23 protein-coding genes are annotated in these 25641 nt (G+C 63.6%); 6 read left to right on the top strand and 17 right to left on the bottom strand.

What is annotated here, in order from left to right:
- Positions 1-114 precede the first annotated feature (114 nt).
- The gene (locus AC1Q6Z_RS11975; RefSeq protein WP_492647967.1) at positions 115-936 is read right to left on the bottom strand and encodes a hypothetical protein; all 822 of its coding nucleotides are present in this window, start codon (positions 934-936) and stop codon (positions 115-117) included.
- 225 nt (positions 937-1161) lie between these two features.
- On the opposite strand from AC1Q6Z_RS11975, the gene AC1Q6Z_RS11970 reads away from it, so the two are divergent.
- The gene (locus AC1Q6Z_RS11970) at positions 1162-2226 is read left to right on the top strand and encodes a helix-turn-helix domain-containing protein (protein WP_492647966.1); all 1065 of its coding nucleotides are present in this window, start codon (positions 1162-1164) and stop codon (positions 2224-2226) included.
- A 16-nt stretch (positions 2227-2242) separates the two neighbouring features.
- Here AC1Q6Z_RS11970 and AC1Q6Z_RS11965 read toward each other — a convergent pair whose 3' ends face one another.
- The 5 genes from AC1Q6Z_RS11965 to AC1Q6Z_RS11945 all read right to left on the bottom strand — a co-directional run bounded on the left by AC1Q6Z_RS11965 (position 2243) and on the right by AC1Q6Z_RS11945 (position 8518).
- On the bottom strand, positions 2243-3049 hold the full coding sequence (locus AC1Q6Z_RS11965; RefSeq protein ID WP_435265806.1) for an SDR family oxidoreductase: 807 nt from the start codon (positions 3047-3049) through the stop codon (positions 2243-2245).
- A 60-nt stretch (positions 3050-3109) separates the two neighbouring features.
- The gene (locus AC1Q6Z_RS11960; RefSeq protein ID WP_492648344.1) at positions 3110-4243 is read right to left on the bottom strand and encodes a Gfo/Idh/MocA family protein; all 1134 of its coding nucleotides are present in this window, start codon (positions 4241-4243) and stop codon (positions 3110-3112) included.
- A gap of 53 nt (positions 4244-4296) precedes the next feature.
- Positions 4297-5349 carry a sugar phosphate isomerase/epimerase family protein gene (locus AC1Q6Z_RS11955; RefSeq protein WP_492647965.1) on the bottom strand — a complete coding sequence of 351 codons (1053 nt, stop codon included), beginning with the start codon at positions 5347-5349 and terminating at the stop codon, positions 4297-4299.
- Positions 5350-5393: 44 nt separating this feature from the next.
- Positions 5394-7235 (bottom strand): 3D-(3,5/4)-trihydroxycyclohexane-1,2-dione acylhydrolase (decyclizing), encoded by a 1842-nt coding sequence (iolD, locus tag AC1Q6Z_RS11950; protein WP_492647964.1) that lies wholly within the window; start codon positions 7233-7235, stop codon positions 5394-5396.
- 89 nt (positions 7236-7324) lie between these two features.
- On the bottom strand, positions 7325-8518 hold the full coding sequence (locus AC1Q6Z_RS11945) for a Gfo/Idh/MocA family protein (RefSeq protein WP_492647963.1): 1194 nt from the start codon (positions 8516-8518) through the stop codon (positions 7325-7327).
- A 111-nt stretch (positions 8519-8629) separates the two neighbouring features.
- On the opposite strand from AC1Q6Z_RS11945, the gene iolG reads away from it, so the two are divergent.
- On the top strand, positions 8630-9631 hold the full coding sequence (gene iolG / locus AC1Q6Z_RS11940) for an inositol 2-dehydrogenase (RefSeq protein ID WP_492647962.1): 1002 nt from the start codon (positions 8630-8632) through the stop codon (positions 9629-9631).
- A gap of 2 nt (positions 9632-9633) precedes the next feature.
- On the opposite strand, the gene AC1Q6Z_RS11935 is transcribed toward iolG, so the two are convergent.
- The 6 genes from AC1Q6Z_RS11935 to AC1Q6Z_RS11910 all read right to left on the bottom strand — a co-directional run bounded on the left by AC1Q6Z_RS11935 (position 9634) and on the right by AC1Q6Z_RS11910 (position 16157).
- Positions 9634-10545, bottom strand: a complete 912-nt coding sequence (locus tag AC1Q6Z_RS11935; protein ID WP_492647961.1) for a MurR/RpiR family transcriptional regulator — start codon at positions 10543-10545, stop codon at positions 9634-9636.
- 107 nt (positions 10546-10652) lie between these two features.
- Positions 10653-11642, bottom strand: coding sequence for a hydroxyacid dehydrogenase (locus AC1Q6Z_RS11930; protein WP_439615799.1), 990 nt, complete (start codon positions 11640-11642; stop codon positions 10653-10655).
- Positions 11643-12458, bottom strand: a complete 816-nt coding sequence (locus tag AC1Q6Z_RS11925; RefSeq protein WP_492647960.1) for an HpcH/HpaI aldolase family protein — start codon at positions 12456-12458, stop codon at positions 11643-11645.
- A gap of 10 nt (positions 12459-12468) precedes the next feature.
- Positions 12469-13905, bottom strand: coding sequence for an NAD-dependent succinate-semialdehyde dehydrogenase (locus AC1Q6Z_RS11920; RefSeq protein ID WP_492647959.1), 1437 nt, complete (start codon positions 13903-13905; stop codon positions 12469-12471).
- A 135-nt stretch (positions 13906-14040) separates the two neighbouring features.
- On the bottom strand, positions 14041-15024 hold the full coding sequence (locus AC1Q6Z_RS11915; protein WP_492647958.1) for a Gfo/Idh/MocA family protein: 984 nt from the start codon (positions 15022-15024) through the stop codon (positions 14041-14043).
- 20 nt (positions 15025-15044) lie between these two features.
- Positions 15045-16157 (bottom strand): Gfo/Idh/MocA family protein, encoded by a 1113-nt coding sequence (locus tag AC1Q6Z_RS11910; RefSeq protein ID WP_492647957.1) that lies wholly within the window; start codon positions 16155-16157, stop codon positions 15045-15047.
- A 115-nt stretch (positions 16158-16272) separates the two neighbouring features.
- Between AC1Q6Z_RS11910 and iolE the strand changes: the two genes are divergently transcribed.
- Positions 16273-17172: a myo-inosose-2 dehydratase gene (iolE, locus tag AC1Q6Z_RS11905; RefSeq protein WP_492647956.1), complete on the top strand. Its 900-nt coding sequence runs from the start codon at positions 16273-16275 to the stop codon at positions 17170-17172.
- A 196-nt stretch (positions 17173-17368) separates the two neighbouring features.
- Here iolE and AC1Q6Z_RS11900 read toward each other — a convergent pair whose 3' ends face one another.
- The 4 genes from AC1Q6Z_RS11900 to AC1Q6Z_RS11885 form a co-directional block, all read right to left on the bottom strand.
- The gene (locus tag AC1Q6Z_RS11900) at positions 17369-18145 is read right to left on the bottom strand and encodes an ATP-binding cassette domain-containing protein (RefSeq protein ID WP_439655478.1); all 777 of its coding nucleotides are present in this window, start codon (positions 18143-18145) and stop codon (positions 17369-17371) included.
- Positions 18145-19266: an ABC transporter permease gene (locus tag AC1Q6Z_RS11895; protein WP_256116339.1), complete on the bottom strand. Its 1122-nt coding sequence runs from the start codon at positions 19264-19266 to the stop codon at positions 18145-18147. The genes AC1Q6Z_RS11900 and AC1Q6Z_RS11895 overlap by 1 nt, the downstream gene beginning before the upstream one ends.
- A gap of 77 nt (positions 19267-19343) precedes the next feature.
- Positions 19344-20288 carry a sugar ABC transporter substrate-binding protein gene (locus AC1Q6Z_RS11890; protein ID WP_435265818.1) on the bottom strand — a complete coding sequence of 315 codons (945 nt, stop codon included), beginning with the start codon at positions 20286-20288 and terminating at the stop codon, positions 19344-19346.
- Positions 20289-20351: 63 nt separating this feature from the next.
- Positions 20352-21461, bottom strand: coding sequence for a phytanoyl-CoA dioxygenase family protein (locus AC1Q6Z_RS11885; RefSeq protein ID WP_492647955.1), 1110 nt, complete (start codon positions 21459-21461; stop codon positions 20352-20354).
- Positions 21462-21787: 326 nt separating this feature from the next.
- On the opposite strand from AC1Q6Z_RS11885, the gene AC1Q6Z_RS11880 reads away from it, so the two are divergent.
- On the top strand, positions 21788-22162 hold the full coding sequence (locus AC1Q6Z_RS11880) for a CidA/LrgA family protein (protein WP_439615807.1): 375 nt from the start codon (positions 21788-21790) through the stop codon (positions 22160-22162).
- Positions 22155-22853: an LrgB family protein gene (locus AC1Q6Z_RS11875; protein ID WP_435265821.1), complete on the top strand. Its 699-nt coding sequence runs from the start codon at positions 22155-22157 to the stop codon at positions 22851-22853. Before AC1Q6Z_RS11880 ends, AC1Q6Z_RS11875 begins: the two co-directional genes overlap by 8 nt.
- A 7-nt stretch (positions 22854-22860) precedes the next feature.
- Here AC1Q6Z_RS11875 and AC1Q6Z_RS11870 read toward each other — a convergent pair whose 3' ends face one another.
- A complete protein-coding gene (locus AC1Q6Z_RS11870) occupies positions 22861-23463 on the bottom strand; it encodes a helix-turn-helix domain-containing protein (protein WP_492647954.1) in 603 nt (200 codons plus the stop codon).
- A gap of 208 nt (positions 23464-23671) precedes the next feature.
- On the opposite strand from AC1Q6Z_RS11870, the gene AC1Q6Z_RS11865 reads away from it, so the two are divergent.
- On the top strand, positions 23672-25636 hold the full coding sequence (locus AC1Q6Z_RS11865) for an oxidoreductase (RefSeq protein ID WP_492647953.1): 1965 nt from the start codon (positions 23672-23674) through the stop codon (positions 25634-25636).
- Positions 25637-25641 lie beyond the last annotated feature (5 nt).

Below are 25641 nucleotides of genomic sequence, written 5' to 3'. Positions count from 1 at the left end.
ATTCCCACTCAGCAACCACCTGCTTTTGCCTGAAATTTCCTAACCAGTTGTCGGAACGTCTCGGGCTTCGGGAAACCCTTAGGCGGCGGATGATGAACCACGAAGCCCGATGCGCTAGAGCTTGACGGTTCTCAAAAGCCTGGCAATTGCTGCAAGTGAAGTTTCCCCTTTGCCATCTATGGCGCAGACGACATTGCGGTTAAATGACATTCGGTAAGAGGCAGGAAACAAGTAGACGAGAGCGTGGCTCACGGCAAGATTGTAATCCCTTACAGTATCTTTGGTGCCACCGTAGTTCTTCGGGCCGTCATGCCAAAGGTGTCCATCGAAGCCGATCCTGTTGCCAAATCTTTGCATCTCCTTCAGTTTCGCGTTCGGCGTGCCTCCCCTCTTGTTCTGCCAGCGCTCGAACGTCCCCATCGCCTTTACGCGTAATCCTTTGACATTATTGCCAACATTCTGGACCTGACCCTTGATGTACTGGGCAGTGACGTTCTGTCGCTTCCTCGGATCGCCAAACACCATTGGAAGAGCGGCGACCGGTCCCGTGAGAGCAATGGACGAGCTGCCGGTATAAGCGCTCAGTCCCCGGATGATCGTGTCCATATCCTTCGCAAACAGAACGAGACTATTGCCACTTCTGGGCCCAAAGTCGGTTACCATGGGCCTTATCAACGTTTTATTGTCAATCAAGGTGATGCCGATCGTAACACTCCCATTAACAAGGTCTGGGTTCTCTGCGGCTTCGTCGACATCAATATAACTCTGCGTAACGTACATTTTCCCCTCAAATATCATGGCGGATGGCCAAGTGCAGATCGATCCGGTTTGTTCTTCAAAGAGGTCGCTATTCTCCCGCGATCCGAATGTCTCCGGAACCGGATAGGCCTCTCTTCTCTTCGCGATATGATGACTTATGCAACTCATGGCCGGCACGGACACCGTCTCCACGCGGAGGAGACTGTCTGAATGGAGCGACGTTACAGTCAAGACGCATAAAGGCGGTTTGGACGCTGTGATAAGCATCTGGGACGGGCGGTATAGAGACCGGACTGCCCTGTCACCAATCGGCGAGAAATGCCCCTGACATGGCGCTTGAATATCGTCGGAGGTCGGGCCTATTATTTAGCTGGATGTACATCTCCACCCGTCGAAAGTTTCATGACAAAACATTCGCTTCCCAACGCCGCCTCGACCATCGATTGCTTCAAAATGATCTTCCCCGAGGCCGATCCCCAGGCGTTGGCAGCCTACAGTGAAATGATGCTTCCACTGTTCGAGTTCGAGGTGCCGGATTCTGGCGGAATGACGCCGTTCTCTTCTGAGTCAGAGATCTATTGCCTGCCGGACGTCACCGTTTCGCGGGCAAGAGCGACCGCCTCCCGGTTTACGCGGACGGTGCGAACGATTGCCAGGTCGGCGACCGACGATATCCTGGTCGTTTGCTACACGAGCGGCCATTTTACCTATCGTATCGGCGATAAAATCCAGCGGGTCGAGCAAGGAGAACTTGCGTTCTTCGATCTCTCACAGGAGATCGTCATCGAGGCACCGTCTGTCGAGAATATCAGCCTCGCCATTCAACGGCGGAAACTGGAGCGGGCCATTCCGCTGCTTGACAGCGCGCATGGTCTTGTGGTCCGGCCAGGAGCACTCTCAAGAATACTGATCGGCATCATGGAGCACACCATGGAGATGGGGCCGGCGATACAATCGCCGCACGCAAGCCCGATCGCCGAGGCGATGATCCTGCTCGTCAAATCCTGCTTTGAAACCATATCACATTCAAAGGTGACGCCCGACATACAGGGGAGCACCGTGTCGCTTGCAAGCGTGAAAGCTGCAATCGAACGTAGATTGACCGATCCCGATTTGGGGGTCCAGGCATTGCTCGAGGAGTTCGGCATGACGCGCTCGACGTTGTACCGCGCCTTCGAGCCGCTTGGAGGCGTCACCGCCTACATCACCGAGCGACGATTGCGGCATGCGTTCCGCCGGATGACCGACCCTTCCGAAAAAAACCTGCGCCTCTCGAACATGGCATTCGAACTTGGCTTTGCGCATGCTTCGACCTTTACGCGCTCCTTCAAGGCGCTTTTCGGCCTGACGCCCAAGGATGTTAGGACGCTCGCCGTCCGCCCGGCCGGCAAGGACATTCCGTTCCCGGTATCGCCGGAAGCGATCCCTTATATCCATCCGCTGGTGCCGCGGCATATTGAAAGCTAGGCCCTTTTGACCTGCATCACAGGGCCGAATTCGCGTGCGGCAGGCTGTCATAGGCGCCCCAGATCGCCTGGTCGAAGTTTATGATCGCACCGGTCATCAGGCCGGATTCCTCTGACGCAAGGAACGCGATTGCCCGGGCGACCTCTTCAGGCTCGATCAGGCGGCCATTTGGTTGGGCGACGACGGCTTTCTCGAGCCAATCGGCCGGCTGGCCGTCCAGTTCGCGTTGCGTCCTGTCTTCTCCCTCGGAGGCCATCCAGCCGATGTTGAGGCTGTTGACGCGGATGCGGTTCCGAAGTGCGGCGTAAGCGGTGTTGCGTGTGAGCGTGTCAAGGGCGCCCTTGGAGGCGCTGTAGGCAGCCAGGAACGGCTGTCCGCCCATCGAGGACATCGTCGAAATGTTGACGATCGTTCCAGCAATGCTGTCGCGCTTGAAAAGCTCGATCGCACTTTGCATGAGGAAGAACGGCGCCCGGGTGTTGACCGCAAATAGCTGGTCGAAGAGTTCCGGGCTGGTGCTGAGGATGGTCCCGCGATTTGTCATGCCGGCAGCATTGACCAGGCTGTCGAGCCGGCCGAACGTTTTGTCTGCCGCAGCGATGACGGCCTTGCAATCTTCCACATTCGACAGATCGGCTTTGACGAAAACGGTCTCGGCACCCAGAGCTCCAAGCTGGGCCGCCTGTGCCGCACCTTTTTCTTCAGATCTCCCGCAAATGATAAGCCCCTTCGCGCCGCGTTCCGCAAGAAGCTTTGCAGTTGCGGCACCGAGTCCCTGGGTGCCACCTGTCACGACGATGATCTTGTTTTCAAACTGTGCCATTCGGATTTCCTCTCCTGCGCTTACGCGTTGTCTTGCGGTTCGGCTTGTCCGGTGCGCGCTCTACGCGAACTGCAACGACAACCATCCGCCATTGTGCTTCTCATGGCTGTCGACGACGGCATCGACGAAGGCGACGCCTTTAAGTCCGTCATAGGACGACGGTAGTCCCTCCCCGAACGGCCCGGCCGAGGCTCCGCTCTCCTTCGCCGGGATGGCGGCGGCGAAGCCGGAATAGAGGTTCGTGAAGGCTTCGATATAGCCTTCCGGGTGGCCCGGCGGCGTCCGGGTTCGAATGCGCGCACCATCGGTGAGATCGTCGCGGCCGCGCTTGATCGTGGCTGGAGCGCCGAAGAGCCCGGTGAAGACCAGCTCATTCGGCTGCTCCTGATGCCAGACGAGACTGCCTTTCTCGCCGAAGACCCGCAGCCTCAAGCCGTTCGACTGGCCGATCGCCACCTGTGAAGACCACAGAAGGCCCCGCGCGCCACCTTCGTAGCGGATCATCACGTGGGCGTTGTCGTCCAGTGCTCTCCCCTCGACGAAAGTCGTGAGATCGGCGGCGACGGCCTCGGCCTTCAATCCGCTTACGAAACCCGCGAGATGATAGGCATGAGTGCCGATGTCACCAATCGAACCGCCGCGTCCGTTCTTCTTCGGATCCGTGCGCCAGGCCGCCTGCTGGTTGCCTTGCAGTTCGATCCCTGTGGCCATCCATTCCAGCGGATATTCGACCTGCACCACGCGGACTTTGCCAAGGTCCCCGCGCGCAACCATTGCGCGCGCCTCATGAACCATCGGATAACCGCTGTATGTGTAGGTCACCCCGAGGAAACGCCCCGTCGTTTGCGCCAGGTCGTGAAGGGCGATCGCATCCTCGACGGTTGTCGTCATCCGCTTCTCGCAGATGACGTCGAACCCGGCTTCGAGAAACGCTTTGGCGATCGGAAAGTGCGTATGGTTGGGCGTGCAGATCGCAACGACATCGATGCGGTCATCCCGTGTGCGCTCTCCCGCGACCATAGCGAGATAGTCGCCATAAGAGCGGTCCCGGTCGATGAAGTTAGTAGAGGCGAAACTGTGCCCCCGTTCGGCATCGACATCGAACGCGCCTGCGACGAGATCGTAGTGGTTATCGAGACGTGCGGCAAAGCGATGGATGCCGCCGATATAGGCCCCTTCGCCGCCACCGACCATGCCGAGACGAAGACGACGGTTGGACAGGTTTGTTTTCGACACGGACAAGGCCCTTAGATCCCGAGAATTTCTTTGTTGACGGACCGGTCCGCGCCGGACTTCACGAAGTCGTCGAAAGCGCGATCAGAAACTTTGATGATATGGTCGCGAATGAAGCCTGCGCCCTCGGCCGCACCGTCTTCCGAGTTTTTCAGGCAGCACTCCCACTCGAGCACTGCCCATCCGTCAAAGCCGTAGCCCGTGAGTTTCGAGAAGATGGCGCCGAAATCGACCTGTCCGTCTCCCGGCGAGCGGAAGCGGCCGGCGCGGTTGACCCACGGCTGATACCCGCCATAGGCCCCGGTCTTGCCCGTGGGCCGAAACTCCGCATCCTTGACGTGGAAGGTCTTGATACGCTGGTGGAAATGATCGATGTAGGCGAGGTAGTCGATCGACTGAAGCACCAGATGGCTCGGGTCGTACATGATATTGCAGCGCGCATGGTTGTCGACGCGCTCCAGGAACATCTCGAAGGTCAGGCCGTCATGCAGATCCTCGGTCGGATGGATTTCGTAGCAGACGTCGACCCCCTCCTGGTCGAAGGCATCGAGGATCGGCCGCCATCGCCGCGCCAGTTCATCGAAGCCATCGGAAATCAGCCCGTCCGGCCATTGCGGATAGGGGTAGAAATAGGGCCACAGAAGCGTTCCGCTGAACGTCGTATGACGATCGACACCGAACCGGCGCGAGGCCTTGGCAGCGCAGAGCAACTGGTTGACAGCCCATTCCTGCCGGGCCTTGGGATCACGGTGCACCTTGGCAGGCGCAAAGGAATCGGCCGGCAGGTTGAAGGATGGGTGAAGGGCGACGAGTTGTCCCTGCAAGTGACTGGCAAGATCCGTCACGACGAGGCCATGCGCGTCAAGAGTACCCTTGATCTCGTCGACATAGTCCTGGCTATCCGCCGCACGTTCGAGATCGATCACCCTGCTGTCCCAGGTCGGGATCTGTACGCCCTTGAACCCCTTGTCGGCAGCCCAACCCGCTAACCCCTTCAACGAGTTGAAAGGCGCTTCATCGCCGGCAAATTGCGCAAGAAACACGCCGGGACCCTTGATGGTTCTCATGCTTGTCGTCCTCAGATCAAAATGGTGTCGAGGCAGTGCCGCGATTAGACGCCGACGCGCTGTTTCCTGCGACCTTCAAGCTGGTCCTTCGAAGCGGCGTTGACTTCCGCCCGCTCGCTCACCTGCGGCACGCCGACATCCCACCAGGCGTCGCCCGGCGTCCAGGTGAAGGCGTCGGAGACGATGGTGATGACTGTGGTGCGGTCGGTCGTCTGCGCCCATTCGACGGCGTCGCCGAGATCGGCGAGGCTTTCGACGCGGCGCGTCAGCGCGCCCATCGCCTCGGCATGTTTGGCGAAGTCGACGGCGAAGGGTTCCTTGACGCGGCAATCCTTGATGAGATTGTTGAACCCCGGCGTGCCCTTGGCGTTCTGCAGGCGGTTGATCACCGCATAGCCGCCATTGTCGCAGACGATGAGGATCATCTTGTGGCCGGAGAGCACGGTCGAATAGATGTCCGAGTTCATCATCATATAGGTGCCGTCGCCGATCATGACGATGGGCGTGCGGGTGGAGTCAGCCATGGCGGCACCCCAGCCGGCGGCGATCTCGTAGCCCATGCAGGAGAAGCCGAACTCGCAATCGAAGGTGTTCGGCGCCTTGACGCGCCAGTTCTTCATCACCTCGCCCGGCAGGCCGCCGGCGGCGGTGATGATGAGATCACGGTCCTTCGCCTTGGAATTGACGATGCCGACGACCTGGGCATAGGTCGGCACCGGCGCATTCGTGGGCTTCTGGTAGCCGTCGAGCGCATCGTTCCACTTGGCGAATTCCAGCCGGCCCTTTTCCGTCCAAGCGCCATCGGCCTTGTGGTCGCCGAGCGCTGCTTCCAGTTCGCCCACCGTTTCCAACGCATCGCCGACGACGGCGACGGCGCGGTGCTTGTTGGCATCCCAGCGCGCGGCGTTAATCGAGACGAAGCGGGCGTCCGGCGAAAAGGCCGTCCAGGAGCCGGTGGTGAAATCCATCAACCGCGTGCCGACGGCGAGCACCACGTCGGCTTCCGCCGCCAGCGCATTGGCCGAGGTGGAGCCGACAATGCCGATCGGGCCGACATGGGCCGGGTGGTCGTGGGTGACCGTGCCCTTGCCGGCAATGGTTTCGCAGAGCGGGATGCCGTGTTTTTCGGCGAAGGCGGCGAGTGCCGTTTCCGCACCGGAATAGCGCACGCCGCCGCCGGAGATGATCAGCGGGCGTTTTGCCGCCTTGAGCACGCGGACGGCTTCCGCAAGGCTGTCGCGATCGGGCCGCGGGCGCGGCACCCTGTGGACGGTCGGCGCGAAGAAGCTCTCCGGATAGTCCCAGGCGACTTCCTGCACGTCCTGCGGCAAGCCGATGAAGGCGGGGCCGCAATCGGCCGGGTCGAGCATGACGGCGACGGCCTGCGGCAGCGAGGAAAGGATCTGTTCCGGATGGACGATGCGGTCCCAATAGCGCGTCACGGCCTTGAAGGCGTCGTTGACGGTGATCGTCGGATTGCCGAAATGCTCGACCTGCTGCATGACCGGGTCGGGACGACGGTTGGCAAAACTGTCGCCGGCAAGAAGCAGGATCGGCAGGCGGTTGGTATGCGCCACGCCCGCGGCCGTCACCATATTCAGCGCGCCGGGGCCGATGGAGCTGGTCGCGACCATGATCTGGCGGCGGCGCGTCGCCTTGGCGAAGCCGATCGCGGCGAGCGCCATCGACTGCTCGTTCTGGCCGCGCCAGGTCGGCAGCGTGTCCTTGACCGCTTCCAGCGCTTCCGAAAGGCATGTAACATTGCCGTGGCCGAAGATGGCGAAGACGCCGGGAAACAGCGGCTCGCGCCTTCCGTCGATCTCGGTAAACTGGTTGCAGAGGTAGCGCACCAGGGCTTGTGCCATGGTCAGGCGGATGGTGGACATGGTAAACCTCCCTGAGCTGGCCTCCGGCGCCAGCTCCTATCGAGAAACTTTTATTTCATATAATTACTTTTTGCAATACTTATTGCAGATCAGAACTGCAGGGTGCAATCCGCCCAGGCACCGCCCGACTGGCTGGACGCCAGCGCCGCCTCGATGAACTTCACGCCGAGCGCACCATCCTCCACCATCGGGTATTCCAGCAACCCTTCGGGCAAGGTCCGACCGAGGCGCCGCGCCTCGACAGCGATGGCGAATTCCAAGTAGAGATTGCCCCAGGCATCGCTCAATGCCTCGGGATGGCCGCGCGGCATATGCACGAAACGCGCCGCACGCACGCTGATGCCGGCGCCCTCGCCGCGCGTGAGGATGCGCGCGGGTTCTCCGAAGCGGCGGAAATGCAGGAGTTCCGGTTCCTCCTGGTTCCATTCGATGCTCGCCTTGTCGCCGAAAGCGCGGATGCGCAGGCCGCAATGGGCGCCGGGCGCCACCTGCGAAATCATGATCGTGCCGGGAATATCGCCCTCGTAGCGCACATGCATGAAGGCGGTGTCCTCCAGCGCCTTCGGCGGCCCGAGCGTGTGGAATTCGGCGCGCACCGCCGTGACCGGGCGGCCGCAGACGAACGCGCCGAGATGGTGGCAATGGGTGCCGATATCGCCCGTCGTGAAGGTGGGGCCGACGATCGCGGGATCGACGCGCCATTGCGCGCCGGCACCGGCGTCCTTCGGCGGCGTCAGCGCCCATTCCTGGAAATATTCGACATGCACCTGCTGCAACTTGCCGAGCGCGCCCTCGCGGATCATCTGGCGGGCCTGCCGCACCATGGCGGAGGCCGCATAGGCGTAGGTTACGCCGAAGACGAGGCCCGTTTCCTTCTGCCGGCGCACCAGATCAAGCGCATCGTCAAGCGTCGTGGTCAGCGGCTTGTCGCTGATCACGTCGATGCCCTTTTCCATGAAGGCACAAGCGATGGCATGGTGGGAATTGTTGGGCGTGGTGATCGCGACGGCATCGATGCCATCCGGCCGCGCCGCCTCACGCTCGGCCATCACGCGGTAGTCGGTATAGATGCGGTCGTCGGCGAGCAGCCAGGCCCGCCCGGATTCCTTTGCGATCTGCGGCCGGGACGATAGCGCGCCGGCAACCACATCCCAGCGGTTGGAGAGCCGCGCGCCGCGTGCATGCACTTTGCCGATGAAACTGCCCTGCCCGCCGCCGACGACACCGAGCCGCAAGCGGCGCTCCGCCAACGGGAATTCTGCTTTGTCGGAACCCTCTGCCATGCTCACCTCCCTCAAAATCCTCGCTGGCCCGAAAACGGGCTTGCAGAATTATTATTGAGAGAATATCAAAAGCGCAACGAATTTTGCATTCCAATTTTCCGGGAGGAACCGATGACGAGAATAGCCCTGCTCGGCTGCGGCCGCATTGGCAAAATGCACGCGGCCACCGTCGTGCGCGCCAAAGGCGCCGAACTCACCGCCGTCTACGATCCGGTCGCAGCCGCCGCCGAAGAGATCGGACAGCGCTACAGCTGCACCGTCGCCGCCAGCGCCGAGGAGGCGATCGCGCTCGCCGACGCCGTGCTGATCGCGACCTCGACGGCGACCCACGCGGACCTCATCGAGGCTTCCGCCAAGGCCGGCAAGGCGATCTTTTGCGAGAAGCCAATCGACCTGTCGCTCGACCGCGTCATCGCCTGCCGCCAGGCCATCGCGGGCTTCGAAAAGCCCGTGCAGATCGGCTTCAACCGCCGTTTCGATCCCGGCCACCGCGCCGCCCGTGACGCCACCCGCGCCGGCGAGATCGGCGATCTCCAGCAGGTCATCATTACCTCGCGCGATCCGGGCCTCGCCTCGCGCGATTATCTCAAGGTCTCCGGCGGCATCTTCCGAGACATGACCATCCACGACTTCGACCTCGCCCGCTTCATGCTTGGCGAAGAACCCGTCGAGGTGTTCGCCACCGGCAGCACCCTCGTCGATCCGACGCTCGCGGAATTCGACGATGTCGATTCCACGATGATCGTCATGCGCACGGCAAGCGGCAAGCTCTGCCACATCAACAATTCCCGCGCCGCCGCCTATGGCTACGACCAGCGCGTCGAGCTCTTCGGCTCGAAGGGCATGCTGATCTCCGGCAACCGCCGCGCCCACCATGTCGAGCGCTTCAATGCCATGACGACGGGTGCGGGCGAGCCCTATCTCGATTTCTTCATCGAACGTTATGTCGAAGCCTTCGAACTCGGCCTCCAGTCGTTCCTCGCCTGCGTTGCCTCAAACACCAAGCCGGACGCCACCTTCGAGGATGGGGAGAAGGCGCTGGTGCTGGCCGAGGCGGCCATTCGCTCCCAGGCGGTAGGCCGCTTCGTGAAGGTCGGCGAGATTACCGGCTGACCTCAATTCTTGCGCCGCTGCTTGCCCGTAACCGTCGGGATCTCGGGCGAGCCCTTCTTGTCTTCCTGAAGCAGCGCAGCGAGCGCCACCGCAATCGTCTGTGTCAGGCACATGGGTGCGGCGAGCGAGCGCGAGAACGAATATTCGTCTTCCGGAATGGTGAAGAGCACCGTCGCATTCTTGGCGAGCGGCGAAAGTTGGCTATCGGTGATCGCCACGATCGGCGTGCCGTTTTCCGCCGCGACATCGGCGATCGTCACCACTTCCTTGGCATAGTGTCGGAAGGCGATGGCGACCAGTACGTCCTTCTTGCCCATCACCTTCGCCATTTCCGGCGCAAGCCCGCCGGCCGGATCGAGAAGAATCACGCGGCATTGCAGCATGGAGAGCACGTAGCGCAGGAATTTCGCGATCGGCTCGGAGCGCAACTGGCCAGCGATGAAGATCGTGTTGGCGTTCTTCAGCGCGCGTGCGGCCTGCGAAAGGCTCTCCTCCGTCGTCGTGTTCAACAGTTCCTGCAACGTCGCGATATCGCGCACCACCAGATCATGCAGGAAACCGAGATTGCCCTTGCGCTTGGTCTTTTCCAGATCGACGTCGAGTGCGCTGATGCGTTCGCGATAACCGGGTGCGGCGGTCGACAGCCGGCTCTGGAACACCGACTGGAGCTGCTTGAAGCCGGAAAAGCCGAAATTCTGCGCGAAGCGCACGAGGATGGAGGGATGCGCGCCGCATTGTTCGGCAATCGCATTGATCGATTGCATGGCCACGACGTTGGGGTTCTGCGTGATGAACCGCGCGACCTGCTGGAACCGGTCGCTGAGATTGGGATAGGCTTCCGTGACGATGTTGAAGAAGGTCTCGTAATTCGCCGTTTTCGGTGGCGGCTGGTCGGACTGTTTTACCCGCGGCATTGAGCCTCCACTCCCCAGAGTTCGTGTCATTCAGAAACCGTGCAGTATTGCATAAATCAAAAGTCTGCAACGTTTTGGCCGAAGCCGGGAAACAGCGCTCCAAAGGGTCAGGCGCCGACACTCGAACGGGCATGCGCCGCGATCTCGTCGCGGTTGACGACCAGCGCCGGATCGAGCGTGCCCTTGAAGAAATCGAGGATATTGGTCGCCGCCGAGATCGCCATGCGCCGCCCGCAGGCTTCGGTCAGCCCGGCATTGTGCGGCGAAAGCACCACGCGCTCGCAGGCGAGCATCGGGTCGTCGCGCGCCGGCGGTTCGGAATCGAGCACGTCGAGGCCGGCCGCGGACAGCCGCCCCTCGTTGAGCGCGGCGAGCAGCGCCGCCTCGTCGATCAGGCCGCCGCGCGCTGTGTTGACGAGGATGGCGGAGCGTTTCATCACCGCCAGTTCCGCCGCCCCGATGAGCGGCTCGGCGCCGGATTTCGGCACATGCAGCGACACCACGTCGGCCTGCCTGAGGCCATCGCGCAGGTCTGCGACCGGGGTTACGCCAGCCGCCGCGATCTCGGCAGCGTCCTGGAACTTGTCATAGGCCAGCACCGCCATGCCGAGCACCATCGCGATCTGCGCCAGCCGGCGGCCGATGCGCCCGAAACCGACGACAAGCAGGGTCCGCCCGTCGAGTTCGTCAGCATCGAGCGTATTGCGGTAATTCCAGTCGCCCGCACGCATCTTCTGGTCGAAGAGCACGGTGCGCCGGGCGGCGGAAAGCATGAGCATCGCGGCATGTTCGGCCACGGCTCGCGAATTCACGTCACCCACGACGGCAAGCGGTATGCCGCGCCCGTTCAGCGCCTCGACATCCACGGAATCGTACCCGACGCCGTGGCGCGAGACGATCTTCAGCTGCGGCGCGCCGGCAATGAACTCCGCCGGCAGCGGCTGGGTGCGGATGAGCAGCGCATCGGCGGCGGCGAGGAACGGCTGGTAGCTCGCCGCGGAAACCTCCTCGACATAATCGACCGTCACGCCCGGCGCGGAGTGCAGGACCGCAAGCCCATCCGCGTGGATCTTGCCGGCCACTAGAATCCTCGGCATTCAATAGCCTCCCGTATCGATCTTGTTTTCGGGAGCGACCTCCTGCACGAGCTCGCGGAATTTCCGCACGCTCGCATCGGCGGCGGCGGCGAGCAAGCGGACGTCGTTGGAGACGGTGACGAAATCGAAGCCCCAGCCGACGGCCTCGGCCGCATATTCAGGGGTGCCGTTGTGCAGGGCCGCACGTTTGCCGGCCTTGTGCGCCGCATGGAGGATCCGCTTGATCGCCTCGATCATCTCCGGCTCGCGGCGGTCGAAGCCGGGCGCATAGCGCTTGCCCTGGAGCCCAAGCGTCAAGTCCGCGGGGCCGATATAGACGCCGTCGAGGCCGGGGGTCGCAAGGATGTCCTCAAGGTTCTCATAGGCCTGCGCGGTCTCGATCATGGCGAGGCAGATGATCTCGTCGTCCGCTTCCGCGGCATAACCCGGACCGGCGGAAAAGAGCGCCCGGCTCGGCCCGAAACTGCGCACACCGGCGGGCGGATAACGCACGTAGGAGACCAGCCGCTCGGCCTCGGCGCGCGTGTTGATCATCGGGCAGATCACGCCATAAGCGCCGGCATCGAGCGCCTTCATGATATCGGCGGGATCGAGCCAGGGCACGCGCACCAGCGGCGTCACGCCGCTTGCCCGCATCGCCTGCAACATCGGCACCGTGCCGTCATAACCGACGATGCCGTGCTGCATGTCGATGGTGAGCGCATCGTAGCCCTGACCGGCCATGATCTCAGCGCTGAAGGAATTGCCGATCGAAAGCCAGCCGTTGATGACGGGCTTGCCCTCCGCCCAGCGCTGCTTGACACCGTTCCTGATCATGGCTCTCTCCTCAAACCGTCATCTGCGCGAGTTTGACATTGGAATAATCCAGAATGCCCTCGGTGCCACCCTCGCGGCCCATGCCGCTCGCCTTGATGCCGCCGAAGGGCGCCTCGGCGGCCGCGAGCGCAAAGCTGTTGACGCCAACCATGCCCGCCTCCAGCCGCGCCGCCGCCTCGCGGGCGCGCCCGGCATCGCGGGTGAAGACATAGGCGGAGAGGCCCATCTCCGACGCGTTCGCCCGCTCGAAGACCTCGTCCGCCGACGAGAAAGGCGTGATGGCGGCGATCGGGCCGAAATTCTCCTCGGCGATCGCCTTGGCATCGTCCGGCAGGCCGGTGATGACGGTCGGCTCGAAAAAGAAGCCGGCATTCATGCCGGCCGGGCGACGGCCGCCAGCGAGGATCTTGCCGCCGCGGTCGCTGGCGTCGGCGATGATCTCCTCGACCGCAAGCCTGCGGCGCTCGTTGATCAGCGACCCCATCTGCGTCGCCTCGTCGAGGCCATGGCCGAGTTTCAGCGCTTTTGCCCGCGCCGCAAAACCGTCTGCAAAGCGGTCGTGCAGCGACTCGTGCACGTAGAAGCGGTCTGGCGTGACGCAGACCTGGCCGGCATTGGCGTATTTCGTCGGCACGGCGAGATCGAGCGCCCGGTCGAGATCGGCATCGTCGAAGACGATCATCGGCGCATTGCCGCCGAGTTCCATACTGACGCGCTTCACCGTCTCGGCGCTGTCGCGGATCATCTGCTGGCCGACGCGGGTCGAGCCCGTCAGCGAAACCTTGCGCACGAGGGGCGAGGCCATGATCGGCTTGTAAGTATTGCTTGTCGGGCCGATCAGGAGATTGGCGACGCCTGCGGGAAGGCCGGCCTGGCGCAGGCAGTCGAACAGGATCATCGCCACACCCGGCACCTCGACGGAGGGCCGGACGATGACGGCGCAGCCGCCCGCAAGCGCGGGCGCGACCTTGCGGGCGATCAACGCCGCCGGGAAATTCCAGGCCGTGAAGGCCGCGACGACGCCGACGGGCTCATGCGACACCTCCAGCCGGCCGCCCGGCGCCCGGCTTTCGACAATGCGCCCGTAGATGCGGCGGGCCTCTTCCGCGTACCAGCGGAACTGGTCGACGGCGAGGCCCCATTCGCGGCCGGCCTGCGCCAACGGCTTGCCGGTTTCGAGCGTGATCTGACGGGCTGCTTCCGCCGAACGGGCGGCCATGACATCGGCGACCTTGTGCAGTGCATCCGCACGCGCCCAGGCGGGCGTCGCCTTCCAGCTACGGAAGGCACGTTCGGCGACGGCGATCGCCCGTTCCGTATCTTCGACGGCGGCGGCGGGCACCACGCCGAGAACCTCGCCATTGCCGGGATCGGTGATCTCCGTCGAGGCCCCGCGCGCCGGCCCCGACCAGGCGCCGTCAATGAACAAACCGTAGGAACCGTACATGTCACCTCCTCCATGCCGGCGGTGCAAAAGGCCGCATCCGCAAGCAGCATTTCCCATTCACAAAAGAAGCAATCTTTATTGCAAGTCAAGAATTATCCGCAACGTTTGGTGCGATCACCCATTCCCATCCACCGTTCAGCTTGGCCTTTCGGGCAGCGTCAGCCGCGTGCGCTCGCGCGTCGTCATCGCGACGACAATCTGGTCCGCAAGGCAGGTGGCGACGAGGCCGTCCCAGGCGGTCGAGCCATCCGCCGCCGGCATGCTGCTGCGGATGCCGTCGATCCAGGCCTGGTTCTGGAGGCGGTAGGCATCGCGGAAACGGGGCACCCAGTTTGCCGGGAAAGATCCCTCCTCCGCGCCGTTGCGCCGCGTGCGGGTGAGCGCGGGATGCGCCATGCCGATCGTGCCGCCCGCGCAGACCGCTTCGGCGTGGACGTGGTAGCCGTAGTCGGCATTCATGAAGAGTTCCACGGAAACGAGGCTGCCCGCCGCCGTTTCGAAGATGAACATGGCGGGGTCGTTGCTTGCCTCAGACGGGCAGGGAATGACGGTGACGGCGGTGTATTCCGTCGAGAGCAGCCAGCGACAGACGTCGATCTCGTGCACCAGGGAATTGGTGACGGCCATCGCGCCGTTGAACCACGACGGCGCAGCCGCATTGCGATGCTGGCAATGCAGGATGCGCACGGCACCGAGCGTGTTGTCGTCGATCGCCGCCTTCATTTCGCGATAGGCAGGATCGAAGCGGCGCATGAAGCCGGTCTGGACCAGCTGACGGCCTGACCGCGCCTCGGCCGCGACGATTTCCAGGCATTCGGCGGTGCTGGTGGCAAGCGGTTTCTCGCAAAGGACAGGCTTGCCCGCCGCGATCGCCGCCAGCACGAGCCGGTGATGCGTCGCATCCGGCGAGGCGATGAGCACGGCTTCGACAGCGGGATCGGCGATCAGCGCCTCGGCGTCCGTCGTCGCCCTCGCCCCGCGCGCGGCCGCCTCGGCACGGGCAGGGTCGGCATCGGCCACGGCAACGAGGTGCGCGCCCGAAACATCGCTGGCAAGGATGCGCGCATGCTCCGCCCCCATCACGCCCGCGCCGATGACGCCAATTCCGATGCTTTTCACGGCTCCTCCTCCCATCCGCGTCAAACCGCAAGCCAGACGCCGGTGCGCGACGACGTCTGGATCGTCTCCACCAGCGTCTGGATGCGCAGGCCGGCGCGGAAATTGAACGGCTCGGGCCTGAGACCGGCGATCGCATCGAGATAACCGGCGACCTCGATCGCCTTCAGGTCGTTGAAGCCGAGCTGGTGGCCGGGTGCGACGCAGAAGCGGCCATAGGGCACATGGTCCGGACCCGCCTCGATTCGACGGAAACCCTGACGGCCCTTGGCATCGCCCGTCGAATAGAAGTGGAGTTCGTTGAAGCGCTCCTGCGAGAAGGCGAGCGCGCCTTTGGTGCCGTAGACCTCGAAATCATGCTGCATCTTGCGGCCGGTGGCGACCCAGTTGCCCTCGATCGAGCCCGTCGCGCCATTCGCAAAGCGCAGGAAGGCGCGGCCGATATCGTCCGTCTCGACGGTCCGCACGCCGCCCTTGCCATCGGGGCGGCTGGCGATCACCGTCACGCAATCGCCCATGACCCTGGTGATCGGGCCGACGAGGAACTCGGCCGTCGCCAGCGCATGGCTGCCGAGATCCGCCAGCGCACCGCCGCCGGCCGGATCGTGGCGGAAGGTGAAGGGTGCGGCCGGATCGGCCATGTAGTCCTCCGCATGCAGGCCGCGATAGCCGCGGATGTCGCCCAATTCCCCGCCGGCGATCATCTCTTTCGCTAGGTTGAGCATGGGATTGCAGAGATAGTTGAAGCCGACCTGCGTCCTGACGCCGGCCTTTTCCGCGGCGTCCGCCATTTCGCGTGCGTCGCTCGCAAGCGGGGCGAGCGGCTTTTCGCAATAGACGTGTTTGCCCGCGGCGATTGCCGCGAGGGCCATTTCCTTGTGCAGGGCGTTGGGGGCGGTGATGTCGATCACGTCGATGTCCGGGTCCGCCACCAGGCTCCGCCAGTCATCCGTGGCCCGTGCGAAACCGAAGGCGGCGCGTGCGGCTTCCGCCTGCGCCAGGGTCACGTCGGCAATCGTCGCCAGCTCCACGTCATAGGGCAGATCGAAGACCCGCTCGGCGGCGGCAAAGCCGAAGACGTGCGTCTTGCCCATGAAACCCGACCCGATAAGGCCAAGACGGAGCTTCTTCTTCATTCTCTGTGTTTCCTCGGATGATGCGCAGTTTGTTGAATGCAATTATCGTTGCAAAAATATGAGAGTGTCAATATTTGTTTTGCAAGACATCTTCCCTCGAACCTGGAGCCCGACCATGAAAGCCAAACTCGGCATTGCGCCCATCGCCTGGTGGAACGACGACCTGCCGGAAATCAGCAGCGATATCTCGCTGGAAGGATGCCTTGCCGAAGCGCGCGAAGCGGGTTTCACCGGCATGGAGACCGGCCGCCGCTTCCCGATGGACGCGGCGACGCTGCGCCCGATCCTCGACCAGCACGGCATGAGCGTGTGCGGCGGCTGGTTCTCCGGCCTGCTGCTCGACGGCGACATTTCCGCGGAGAAGGACCGAATCGCAGCGCAAATGGCCCTGTTCAAGGCCGTCGGTGCGCCGTGCATCGTCTATGGCGAGACGGCCGGCACGATCCAAGGCGACCGTACGGCGCCGCTTGCCACGAAGCGCAGGCTTTCCGAGGACGAGATCAAGGCCTATGGCCGCAAGATGACGGCCTTCGGCGAATGGTGCGCCGAGCAGGGCATGCCGATCTCCTACCACCATCACATGGCAGCCCCGATCGAGACCGAGGAAGAGCTCGATCTCCTGATGAAACATTCCGGCGAGGGCCTTCCCCTGCTCTTCGACGCCGGCCACATGGCCTTTGCCGGCGGCGACGTGCTGCGGGTCATCGACAAGCATCACACGCGCATCACCCATGTGCACACCAAGGACGTGCGCCTGCCGGTCATCGACGCGCTCGACCGCACGCGGGAAAGCTTCCTCGACGCCGTCATCAAGGGCGCCTTCACGGTCCCCGGCGACGGCAGCCTCGATTTCGAAGCCATCGTCAAGCGCCTCGCCTCCCACGGCTACGAGGGCTGGTTCGTCGTCGAGGCAGAGCAGGACCCCACCCACAATCCGCCGCTCGACATGGCGAAGATCGGCCATAAGGAACTCCTCCGCGTGATGGCTGCCGCCGGTTACGAGGTTGTCTGCTGAACGTGAGAGCCGCCGGACTCCGCCCTTTCCTCCGTCATGGTCGGGCTTGACCCGACCATCCATGCCGCGGGTGCTGCGTGGATCCTCGGGTCAAGCCCGAGGATGACGTTGGAGGGTAGGAAGGCTCGCGATCCCAAAAACCAGACCCTCACATGCGATGCGAAGCACGCCGGATGGTCTGTCCGGCGTGCTTTTCTCAGATCGTCCCGCCAAGCGAGGACTCCAGTAGCGCCAGTTCCTGCCCGCCGGCCATCATGTCCTGAAGCGCCGCTGCATCCACCGTGCCGCGTTCGGCGGTGCCCAGCGTCTGGCCGCGGTTCAGCACCGTGAAGCGGTCGCCGACGGCGAGCGCGTGGCGGACGTTGTGCGTGATGAAGACGACGCCGATGCCCTGCTTGCGCACGCGGTCGATGGTGCTCAGCACGTTGGCCGTCTGGCGCACGCCGAGTGCGGAGGTCGGTTCGTCGAGGATCAGCACCTTGGCGCCGAAATAGACAGCGCGGGCGATGGCAACCGTCTGGCGTTCGCCGCCGGACAGCGTGCCCACCGCCTGGTCCGGACCGCGCAGGCTGATGCCCATCTTGCGCATTTCCTTGACGGTAATGTCGTCAGCCTTGGCCGTGTCGAAGGTCCGGAAGGGCCAGACGCCGCGTTCCGGCTCGCGGCCCATCCAGAAATTGCGGCTGACGCTCATCAGCGGGATCATGGCGAGGTCCTGGTAGACCGTCGCGATGCCCGCCGTCATAGCGTCACGCGGGCTTTGGAACAGCGTCGGCGTGCCTTCCACCAGCACCTCGCCGCCGCTCGGCTTGTAAACGCCGGACATGATCTTGATGAAGGTCGATTTGCCGGCACCGTTGTCGCCGAGCAGGCAATGGCATTCGCCGGCGCGGATATCGAAGGAGACGCCGGCCAGCGCGATGACATGGCCGAAGTGCTTGGTGATGTCTTTCATCTCCACGATGGCGGCCATCAGCGTTCTCCCGTGATGATGCGGCGGATGTAGGTGTTCATGATCACGGCCGTCAGCAGGATGAGGCCGAGGAACACCCGGAAGAGCGAGCTTTCCGCATTGGCGAAGAACAGGCCCTGCTGCACCACGCCGAAGATGATGGCGCCCAGTGCCGCCCCGATGACCGAGCCGTAACCGCCGGTTAGCAAGGCGCCGCCGATGACCACGCAGATGATCGCCTCGAACTCCTTCAGCAGGCCGCGGTCGGCCGCGGCCGAGCCGAACTCCATCACCTGGCACGTCGCGAAGACGCAGGCGCAGAAGGCGGAGAACATGAACATCAGGATTTTGACGCGATTGACCGGCACGCCGACGTAACGTGCGGCAAGCGCATCACCGCCGGCGGCAAAGATCCAGTTGCCGAACTTGGTGCGCGTCAGCAGCCAATGACCGAAGATCACCAGCACGATCGCCCAGACGACCAGCATCGGGATGCCGTCGATGACCGGCTGGCCGGCGCGGTTGCCGCGGGTGAAGGTGGCGATCCAGCCCGCCTCGCCCATCCAGGTGAACAGCCAGCCCAATACCTTGCCGCCGAAGATCGGGGCGAGCCAGTCGGTCGCCGCCTTTTCCGCGACGCCGCCGATGATGGTCTGGCGGGTGAAGTAGATCGAGCCCCAGATCGTCAGCCCGCGCAGGATATAGAGGAAGGCGAGCGTCACGATGAAGGACGGCAGGCCGGTGCGGATGACGAGCCAGCCGTTCACGCCGCCAAGCAGGATGCAGAAGACGAAGGTCGCGATGATGGCGAGCCAGAGCGGCACGCCGATATGGACCGAGAGAATGGCGATCATCACCCCGGAAAAGCCGATCATCGAGCCGGTCGAGAGATCGAACTCGCCGGCGATCATCAGGAGACAGGCGCCGACCGCGATCACCATGAACTGGGCCGAGACCACCGTCCAGTTCATCACGCCTTCCGCGGCGAACATGCCGCTGTCGCCGGCAATGACGGCAAACAGCAGGAAGACCAGGATGGTGCCGCAGATGCCGCCGAGCTCGGGCCGGATCAGCGCGCGCCGAAGCGGCGAGACGGGTTTGATGCGCTCGTCCTTCAGCGCGTCCGGAATGACGTCCGTCATGAATGCATTCTCCTCCCTCGAAAATATTTTTTGGCGCGCACGGGCGATTACCCGGTGCGCGCCAAAAATCTATCAGATCAACGGTACTGGCCCGCCAGCGACTCGACGAGCGCGATGTTGTCCTTCGTCACGAAGCCGGGGCCGGTGAAGATGGAGTTGGCCGGCGCCACGCCGTAGCGCACATAGCTCGTCAGCACCTGGATCGGGATCGAGCCCTGCAGGAAAGGCTGCTGGTCGATCGCAAAGTTGATCGTGCCGTCCTTGATGGCGGCGGAAATCTCGGCCGAGAGGTCGAACGTGCCGAAATAGAGGTCGCCGTCGAGGCCCATTTCCTTGACCGCCCGGATCGACGGTTCGGCCGAGTTGGGGCCGAGCGTCAGGATCGCGCCGGTATCGGGATTGGCGGTGAGATAGGCCTTCACCTTGTTCTGCACTTCCGACGGGTCGATGCCGGAATCGACCATCTGGTTGCCGAGTTCAACGCCGATGCCTTCGGCAAAGCCGCGGCACCGCTCCACGGAGGCCGGGTTGGTGATGTAGTGGTTGACGCAGAGGAAGCTCTTGATGCCCGCTTCCTTCGCGCGCTTGCCGGCACCGAGGCCCGCCTCATATTCCGGCTGGCCGACATGCATCAGCGCGCCGAGCTTCTGGCTCTCTTCCACCGTGCCCGAATTGACGGTGACGACCGGAATGCCCTTGGCGATGGCGTCCTTGATCGGCCCTTCGAGCACGTTGAAGTCGGCGATCGTCACGATGATGCCGTCGACGCCGGCGGCCGAACTCTGCTGCACGAGGCGCGCCATGTCGGCGAGGTCGCCCGTCGGCGGGTTGCGATATTCGGTCTCGACGCCCATCTGCTCGTTCGTGACCTTGATGGCGTTCTTGATGACGTTGAACCAGCTGTCGCTATCCGGGCCATGGCTGATCCAGACGAACTTTTCGCCATCCGCATTGGCCACACCGGCAAAGGCCGTCGTGGCAAGCAGCGCACCGAGGGCGAGCGATTGCAGAATTTTCTTCATGAACGATTTCCTCCCGAAATTGGCTTCCTGTTCCTCCCCGCCCGAAGCCGTTGCGGGTAACTGTCAGGCCGCGCGCTTGGCGCCCTGTGCAGACAAAGCGGCGTCCAGTTTCGCCTGGTCCCAGCCTTCCGCGACGGCCCGGGCGAGCAGCTCCTGCTGGCTTTCCGGGGCAAGACCGCCGAGCGGCGGATCGGTGTCGAGATTGGTCGGGAACGGGTAGCCGTCGGCGGTCGCGGCGATCACCGCGCGCCGCCCCTGCGGCGAGAGTGCCGCCAGATGCGGGTAGACGGCGCGAGCCATGGCGGTGCGGTCGAGGTTTTCCATGTGGCGTGCGAAGGCCGAGGCCGTCTGGATGAGGTTGACCATGCGCACGACATCCACCGTCCGGTTCTCGCCGGCAGCGTGGAACAGCGCCGGGCTGAAGAAGATCGCGTCGCCCTTTTCCAGGGCGAGCTGGACGTAGTTCTCCTCGAAATAGGCCTGGAATTCCGGCCGCGTGGCCGCGACATAACCCGGCAGGTAGCGCTGCGAATGCGGCAGGAGCTTCGTCGTGCCGCTCTCGACGGGCATGTCGCAATGGGCCACACCGCCTTGCAGGATGAGCGTGGGGCCGGTGGCGTGGATGTGGCTCGGATATTCCGCCATCTGCTCCGGCTTCATGAAGCCGAGATGGTAATCGCGGTGCGGCGCCTGCGCCTTGCCGCCGGGGCGCACCTGGTTGACCTGTGTGGCGATCTGGTAACCGGGGCCGAGCCAGGCGCGGCAGGCAATATCGATCACCGGATTGGCCATATAGCGGGCGTAAACGGCCGGATCGCGCAGGCAGAGCTTTTGCAGGCTGTTCCAGATCCGGTCATTGGCGCCGGCCTTGGCGAAGTGGTCGCCTGCCGCCGTGCCGGCCGCGCGCTCGTCGGCGATGATCTGGCGAAACACCTCGCTCGCCGCATCGATGGCACCCGGATCGGTAAAGGCGCGCTTCACCACGAACACACCCGGCCCCTCGCCGATGATCGACGCCCATTCCGGGCCGATTTCGTCATTGACAGAGGCGCCGTCATAGATCGGAATGTTCTTCTCGATGGCAATCGCCGTCGGGCACATCGCCATGGTGGTCTCGGTCTCCACCTGACGCCGGAATTGCGCAAGGTCGATCACCGTTGCAATATCGTTCATCGAAATCCTCCTACCCGATGCGTGAAACCCGGTTTGATGGCGGCATGCATCCTTCTCGCGGCACCCCTCCTCGGGCACCGCGAGCCGCAAGCGCAGATCAAAAATTGCGGCCATCAACTATCAGCAATATTAATTGTGAAATTTTGCCGGTGTCAATAGATCGTGCAACCTGCGGCGCGATGTTCGTCTTCGCGGTCGAGGAAAGCATGCCATGCGAGCGCGACGGGCCGGCTATGGCCATGGATTTAACGGCGGAACGCCTTTAATCCTGCCAGGAAGCGGCCCCGTGCCGCCTTCGAAACAATGCCAGGCACGGGAGTGCGCACATGCTCGTCGGAATAACGATTCTTCTTGTTTTTCAGCTTGTTGGCGAAGTGACCGCCTATTTCCTCGGCGGCTTCGTGCCCGGTCCCGTCATCGGCATGGCGATGGCCGCCATCGTGCTCACGCTGACGAAAGGCTCGACTTTCCTGCAACCGGCCCATGAACGGACCATCGACACGTCCAAGGCGATCCTCGCCAATCTCGGCGTGCTCTTCGTGCCGGCGGGCGTCGGCATCATCCAGCATCTCGATCTCATCCGCGACCGCGGCTTCGCGCTGATGGCGATCGTGCTGCTGTCGACCGTCATCACGCTGACCGTGACGGTCTGGGTCTTCATCCTCGTCAAACGGCTTTCCGGGGGGTACGCCAATGACTGACGGGCTCTGGGTCTATCTCGCCACCTCGCCCCTGCTGTGGCTTGCCGGAACGCTGGTCGTCTGGCTGGCCGCCACCGGCCTTTCCGGGCTCGCCCCCGGCAACCCGCTGTTGAACCCGATCATGATCTCGATTGCCGCCATCGCCACCGTGCTTTGCGTGACCGGCATCGACTACGGCACCTATTTCGAGGGCGCCCAATTCATCCACTTTCTGCTGGGGCCGGCGACCGTGGCGCTCGGCATCCCGCTCTTCGAAAAACTGTCGCTGGTGAAGAGCAATCTCGTGCCCATGCTGAGCGCCCTCGTCGTCGGCAGCTTTACCGCGGTCGGCTCGACGGTGTTCTTCAGTGACCTGTTCGGCTTTTCGCCCGAAGTCGTCGCCTCGATGGCGCCGAAATCCACGACGGCCGCCGTCGCCATGGCGATCTCCTCCGGCTTGCAGGGAGACCCGGCCCTGACGGCGGCCGTCGTCGTGCTCACCGGAATCTGCGGCGCGATCGTCGTCACACCCATGATGAACGCCATGCGCATCAAGGATTTTAGCGCCCGCGGGTTCGCCGTTGGGCTTGCCTCGCACGGGATCGGCACGGCGCGCGCCTATTCCGTCGATCCGGTCGCGGGACTGTTTTCCGGCATCGCCATGGGCCTGAACGCCGTCCTCACATCCCTGATCGTCCACCTCTTTCTCTGAAAGGCCCTCAAAAACTGGGCGGACTGATTGCCCAGAGCACGATGGCTTCGCGCTCTGCCGGATTGCGGTAGCGGTGCGGCTCGCCGGCGGAATAGGAGAAGCTGTCGCCTTCGCGCAGGTGGAAGTGGCGCTCGCCGATCCAGATTTCGAGTTCGCCCGCCATCACGAAGCCCACTGCGTCGCCCGCATGGCTGTAGCTCTCCGCGCTCTCGGTGCCCGGCGGCAGGCGCGTGTAGATCATCTCGACCTGCAAACTCATCTTCGGCGTCAGCAATTCGTCGACGATGCCGTGATCGTACTGGATCCTCAGGCGATTGCCGCGCCGGATGACAAAACCATGCTCGGCCTGCGGCACGGGCGCCGCGCCGCCGAAGAACCATTGCACCGTCACGCCCAAGCTGCGGGCAATGCCGACCAGCGCGGGGATCGACGGATAGGCGAGGTTGCGCTCGATCTGGCTGATATAGCCAGTCGAAAGACCGGCACTTTCGGCAAGCTGGGCAAGCGTCATCCTGCGCCGTTTGCGCAGGCCGCGGATGCGCTCGCCGAGCACCGGATCCTCGCCGGCTGCGGCATCCATGGCTGGTTCCGGAGCGTTTTCGTCTGCCATCGTTTCATTCCTCGTGTCCCCGGCAAAGTCGTTCAGATTGCGGATAATGGCAACAGATTTTGCCATTAGTAAAAAAATCAGTCGATTTTTTACTGAAGATAAAATAGAAGCGGTCTCGTTTCGCTCGCTCGGGATGGGAGGACTGGATGATCGGGATCGAACCTTTCAAGCGCTTCGTGCGCCTCTGTCGGAAGACGGGAGGTGTTGCGTGAGCACGACCGCCTCTCCCTTTCCGAACCTGTTCCAGCCCTTGCAGATCCGCGGCGTGCGGCTGAAGAACCGCATCATGTCCACCGGACACGACACGACGCTTCCGACCGATGGCCTCGTCAACGAGGCGCTCATCGCCTATCACGAGGCGCGGGCAGCGGGCGGCGTCGGCCTCATCGTCTCCCAGGTCGCCGGCGTGCACGAGACGGCGCGTTATACCTCGCACATGCTGATGGCGACGGAGGACGATTGCATCGACGGCTATCGCCGGCTGGCGGAGACCTGCCATGCCCATGGCACGGCCCTCTTCTCGCAACTCTTCCATCCCGGGCGGGAGATCATGGAGGGCGGCGACGGGCTCTTGACCGTCGCCTATGCGCCCTCCGTCACGCCCAACGAGCGTTTTCGCGTCATGCCCCGCGCGCTCGACCAGGCGATGATCGACGAGATCGTTGCCGGTTACGGTGCGGCGGCGCGGCGCATGCGTCAGGCGGGTCTCGACGGGGTGGAACTGGTGGCAAGCCACGGCTATCTGCCCGCACAGTTTTTAAACCCGCGCGTCAACCTGCGCATGGACGCCTATGGCGGATCGTTGGAAAACCGGCTGCGCTTCGCTGCCGAGGCGTTGACCGCGATCCGCGCGGCGACGTCAGAGGATTTTGTCGTCGGCCTGCGCATCAGCGCCGGGGATCGGGATGAAAACGGCCTCACATCCGACGAGGCGCTCGAAAGCTGTCGCCTGCTCGAACCACTCATCGACTATGTCAACGTCACGGCCGGCACCTCGGCCTCGCTCGGCGGCGCCGTGCATATCGTGCCGCCCATGGCCTATCGCAACGCCTATCTTTCGAGCGATGCGGCCCGCTTCCGCCGCGCGCTGAACGTCCCGGTCTTCGTCGCCGGGCGCATCAACCAGCCGCATGAAGCCGAGGCCGTGCTGGCCGAGGGCGCCGCCGACGTCTGCGGCATGACCCGCGCGCTGATCTGCGATCCGGACATGCCCGTAAAGGCCGAGGAAGGCCGCACCGACGACATCCGCGCCTGTATCGCCTGCAACCAGGCCTGCATCGGCCACTTCCATCGCGGCGTGCCGATCTCCTGCATCCAGCACCCGGAAACCGGCCGCGAGCTGAAATTCGGCACGCTCATCCCCGCCGCGCGGCCGAAAAAGGTCATGGTGATCGGCGGCGGACCGGGTGGCATGAAGGCGGCCGCCATCGCCGCCGCGCGCGGCCATCAGGTCACACTCTACGAAGCCGCCAGTCAGCTTGGTGGACAGGCGCTGCTCGCGCAGCAATTGCCGCGCCGCACCGAGTTCGGTGGCATCATCACCAACCTTTCGCGTGAACTCGAACTGGCGCAAGTGCGCGTGGTCAAGGGTGTGCGCGTCGATGCGGCGCTCGTCGAAGCGGAGAGGCCGGATGCCGTCGTACTCGCGACCGGCGGAAGACCCTATCTGCCGGAAATTCCCGCCGACGACAGCGTGCAGGTGGTCGATGCCTGGCAGGTCCTGCGCCGGGAGGTGAAGACCGGCAGCCGCGTCGTCGTCGCCGACTGGCGCTGCGACTGGATCGGCCCCGGCATTGCCGAACTGCTGGTCAACGACGGATGCAGCGTCGAACTGGCGGTCAACGGCACCCATCCCGGCGAGCTGCTGCCGCTCTATGTGCGCGACAACATCGCCGCCGAACTGCACAAGAAGGGCATCGGCATCACACCCTACGCCCGGCTCTACGGCTGCGACGGCGGCACCGTCTATCTGCAACACACCGTCAGCGAGCAACCGATCGTCTTCGAAAATATCGATACGCTCGTGCTCTGTCTCGGGCACGCGCCGGTGGACGCGCTCAAGGCCGAGCTGGCGGGCCTCGTGCCCGAAATCCATCTCATCGGCGACTGTCTCGCCCCGCGCACCGCGGAAGAAGCGGTCTATGACGGGCTGAAGGCCGGCGCGGCGCTGTAGGACAC

The sequence above is a fragment of the Shinella sp. GW835-FHT14H05 genome (genome assembly GCF_058793575.1).
The sequence above is the reverse complement of the archived record's forward strand: the minus strand, read 5'-3'. Positions and strand labels throughout refer to the sequence as shown.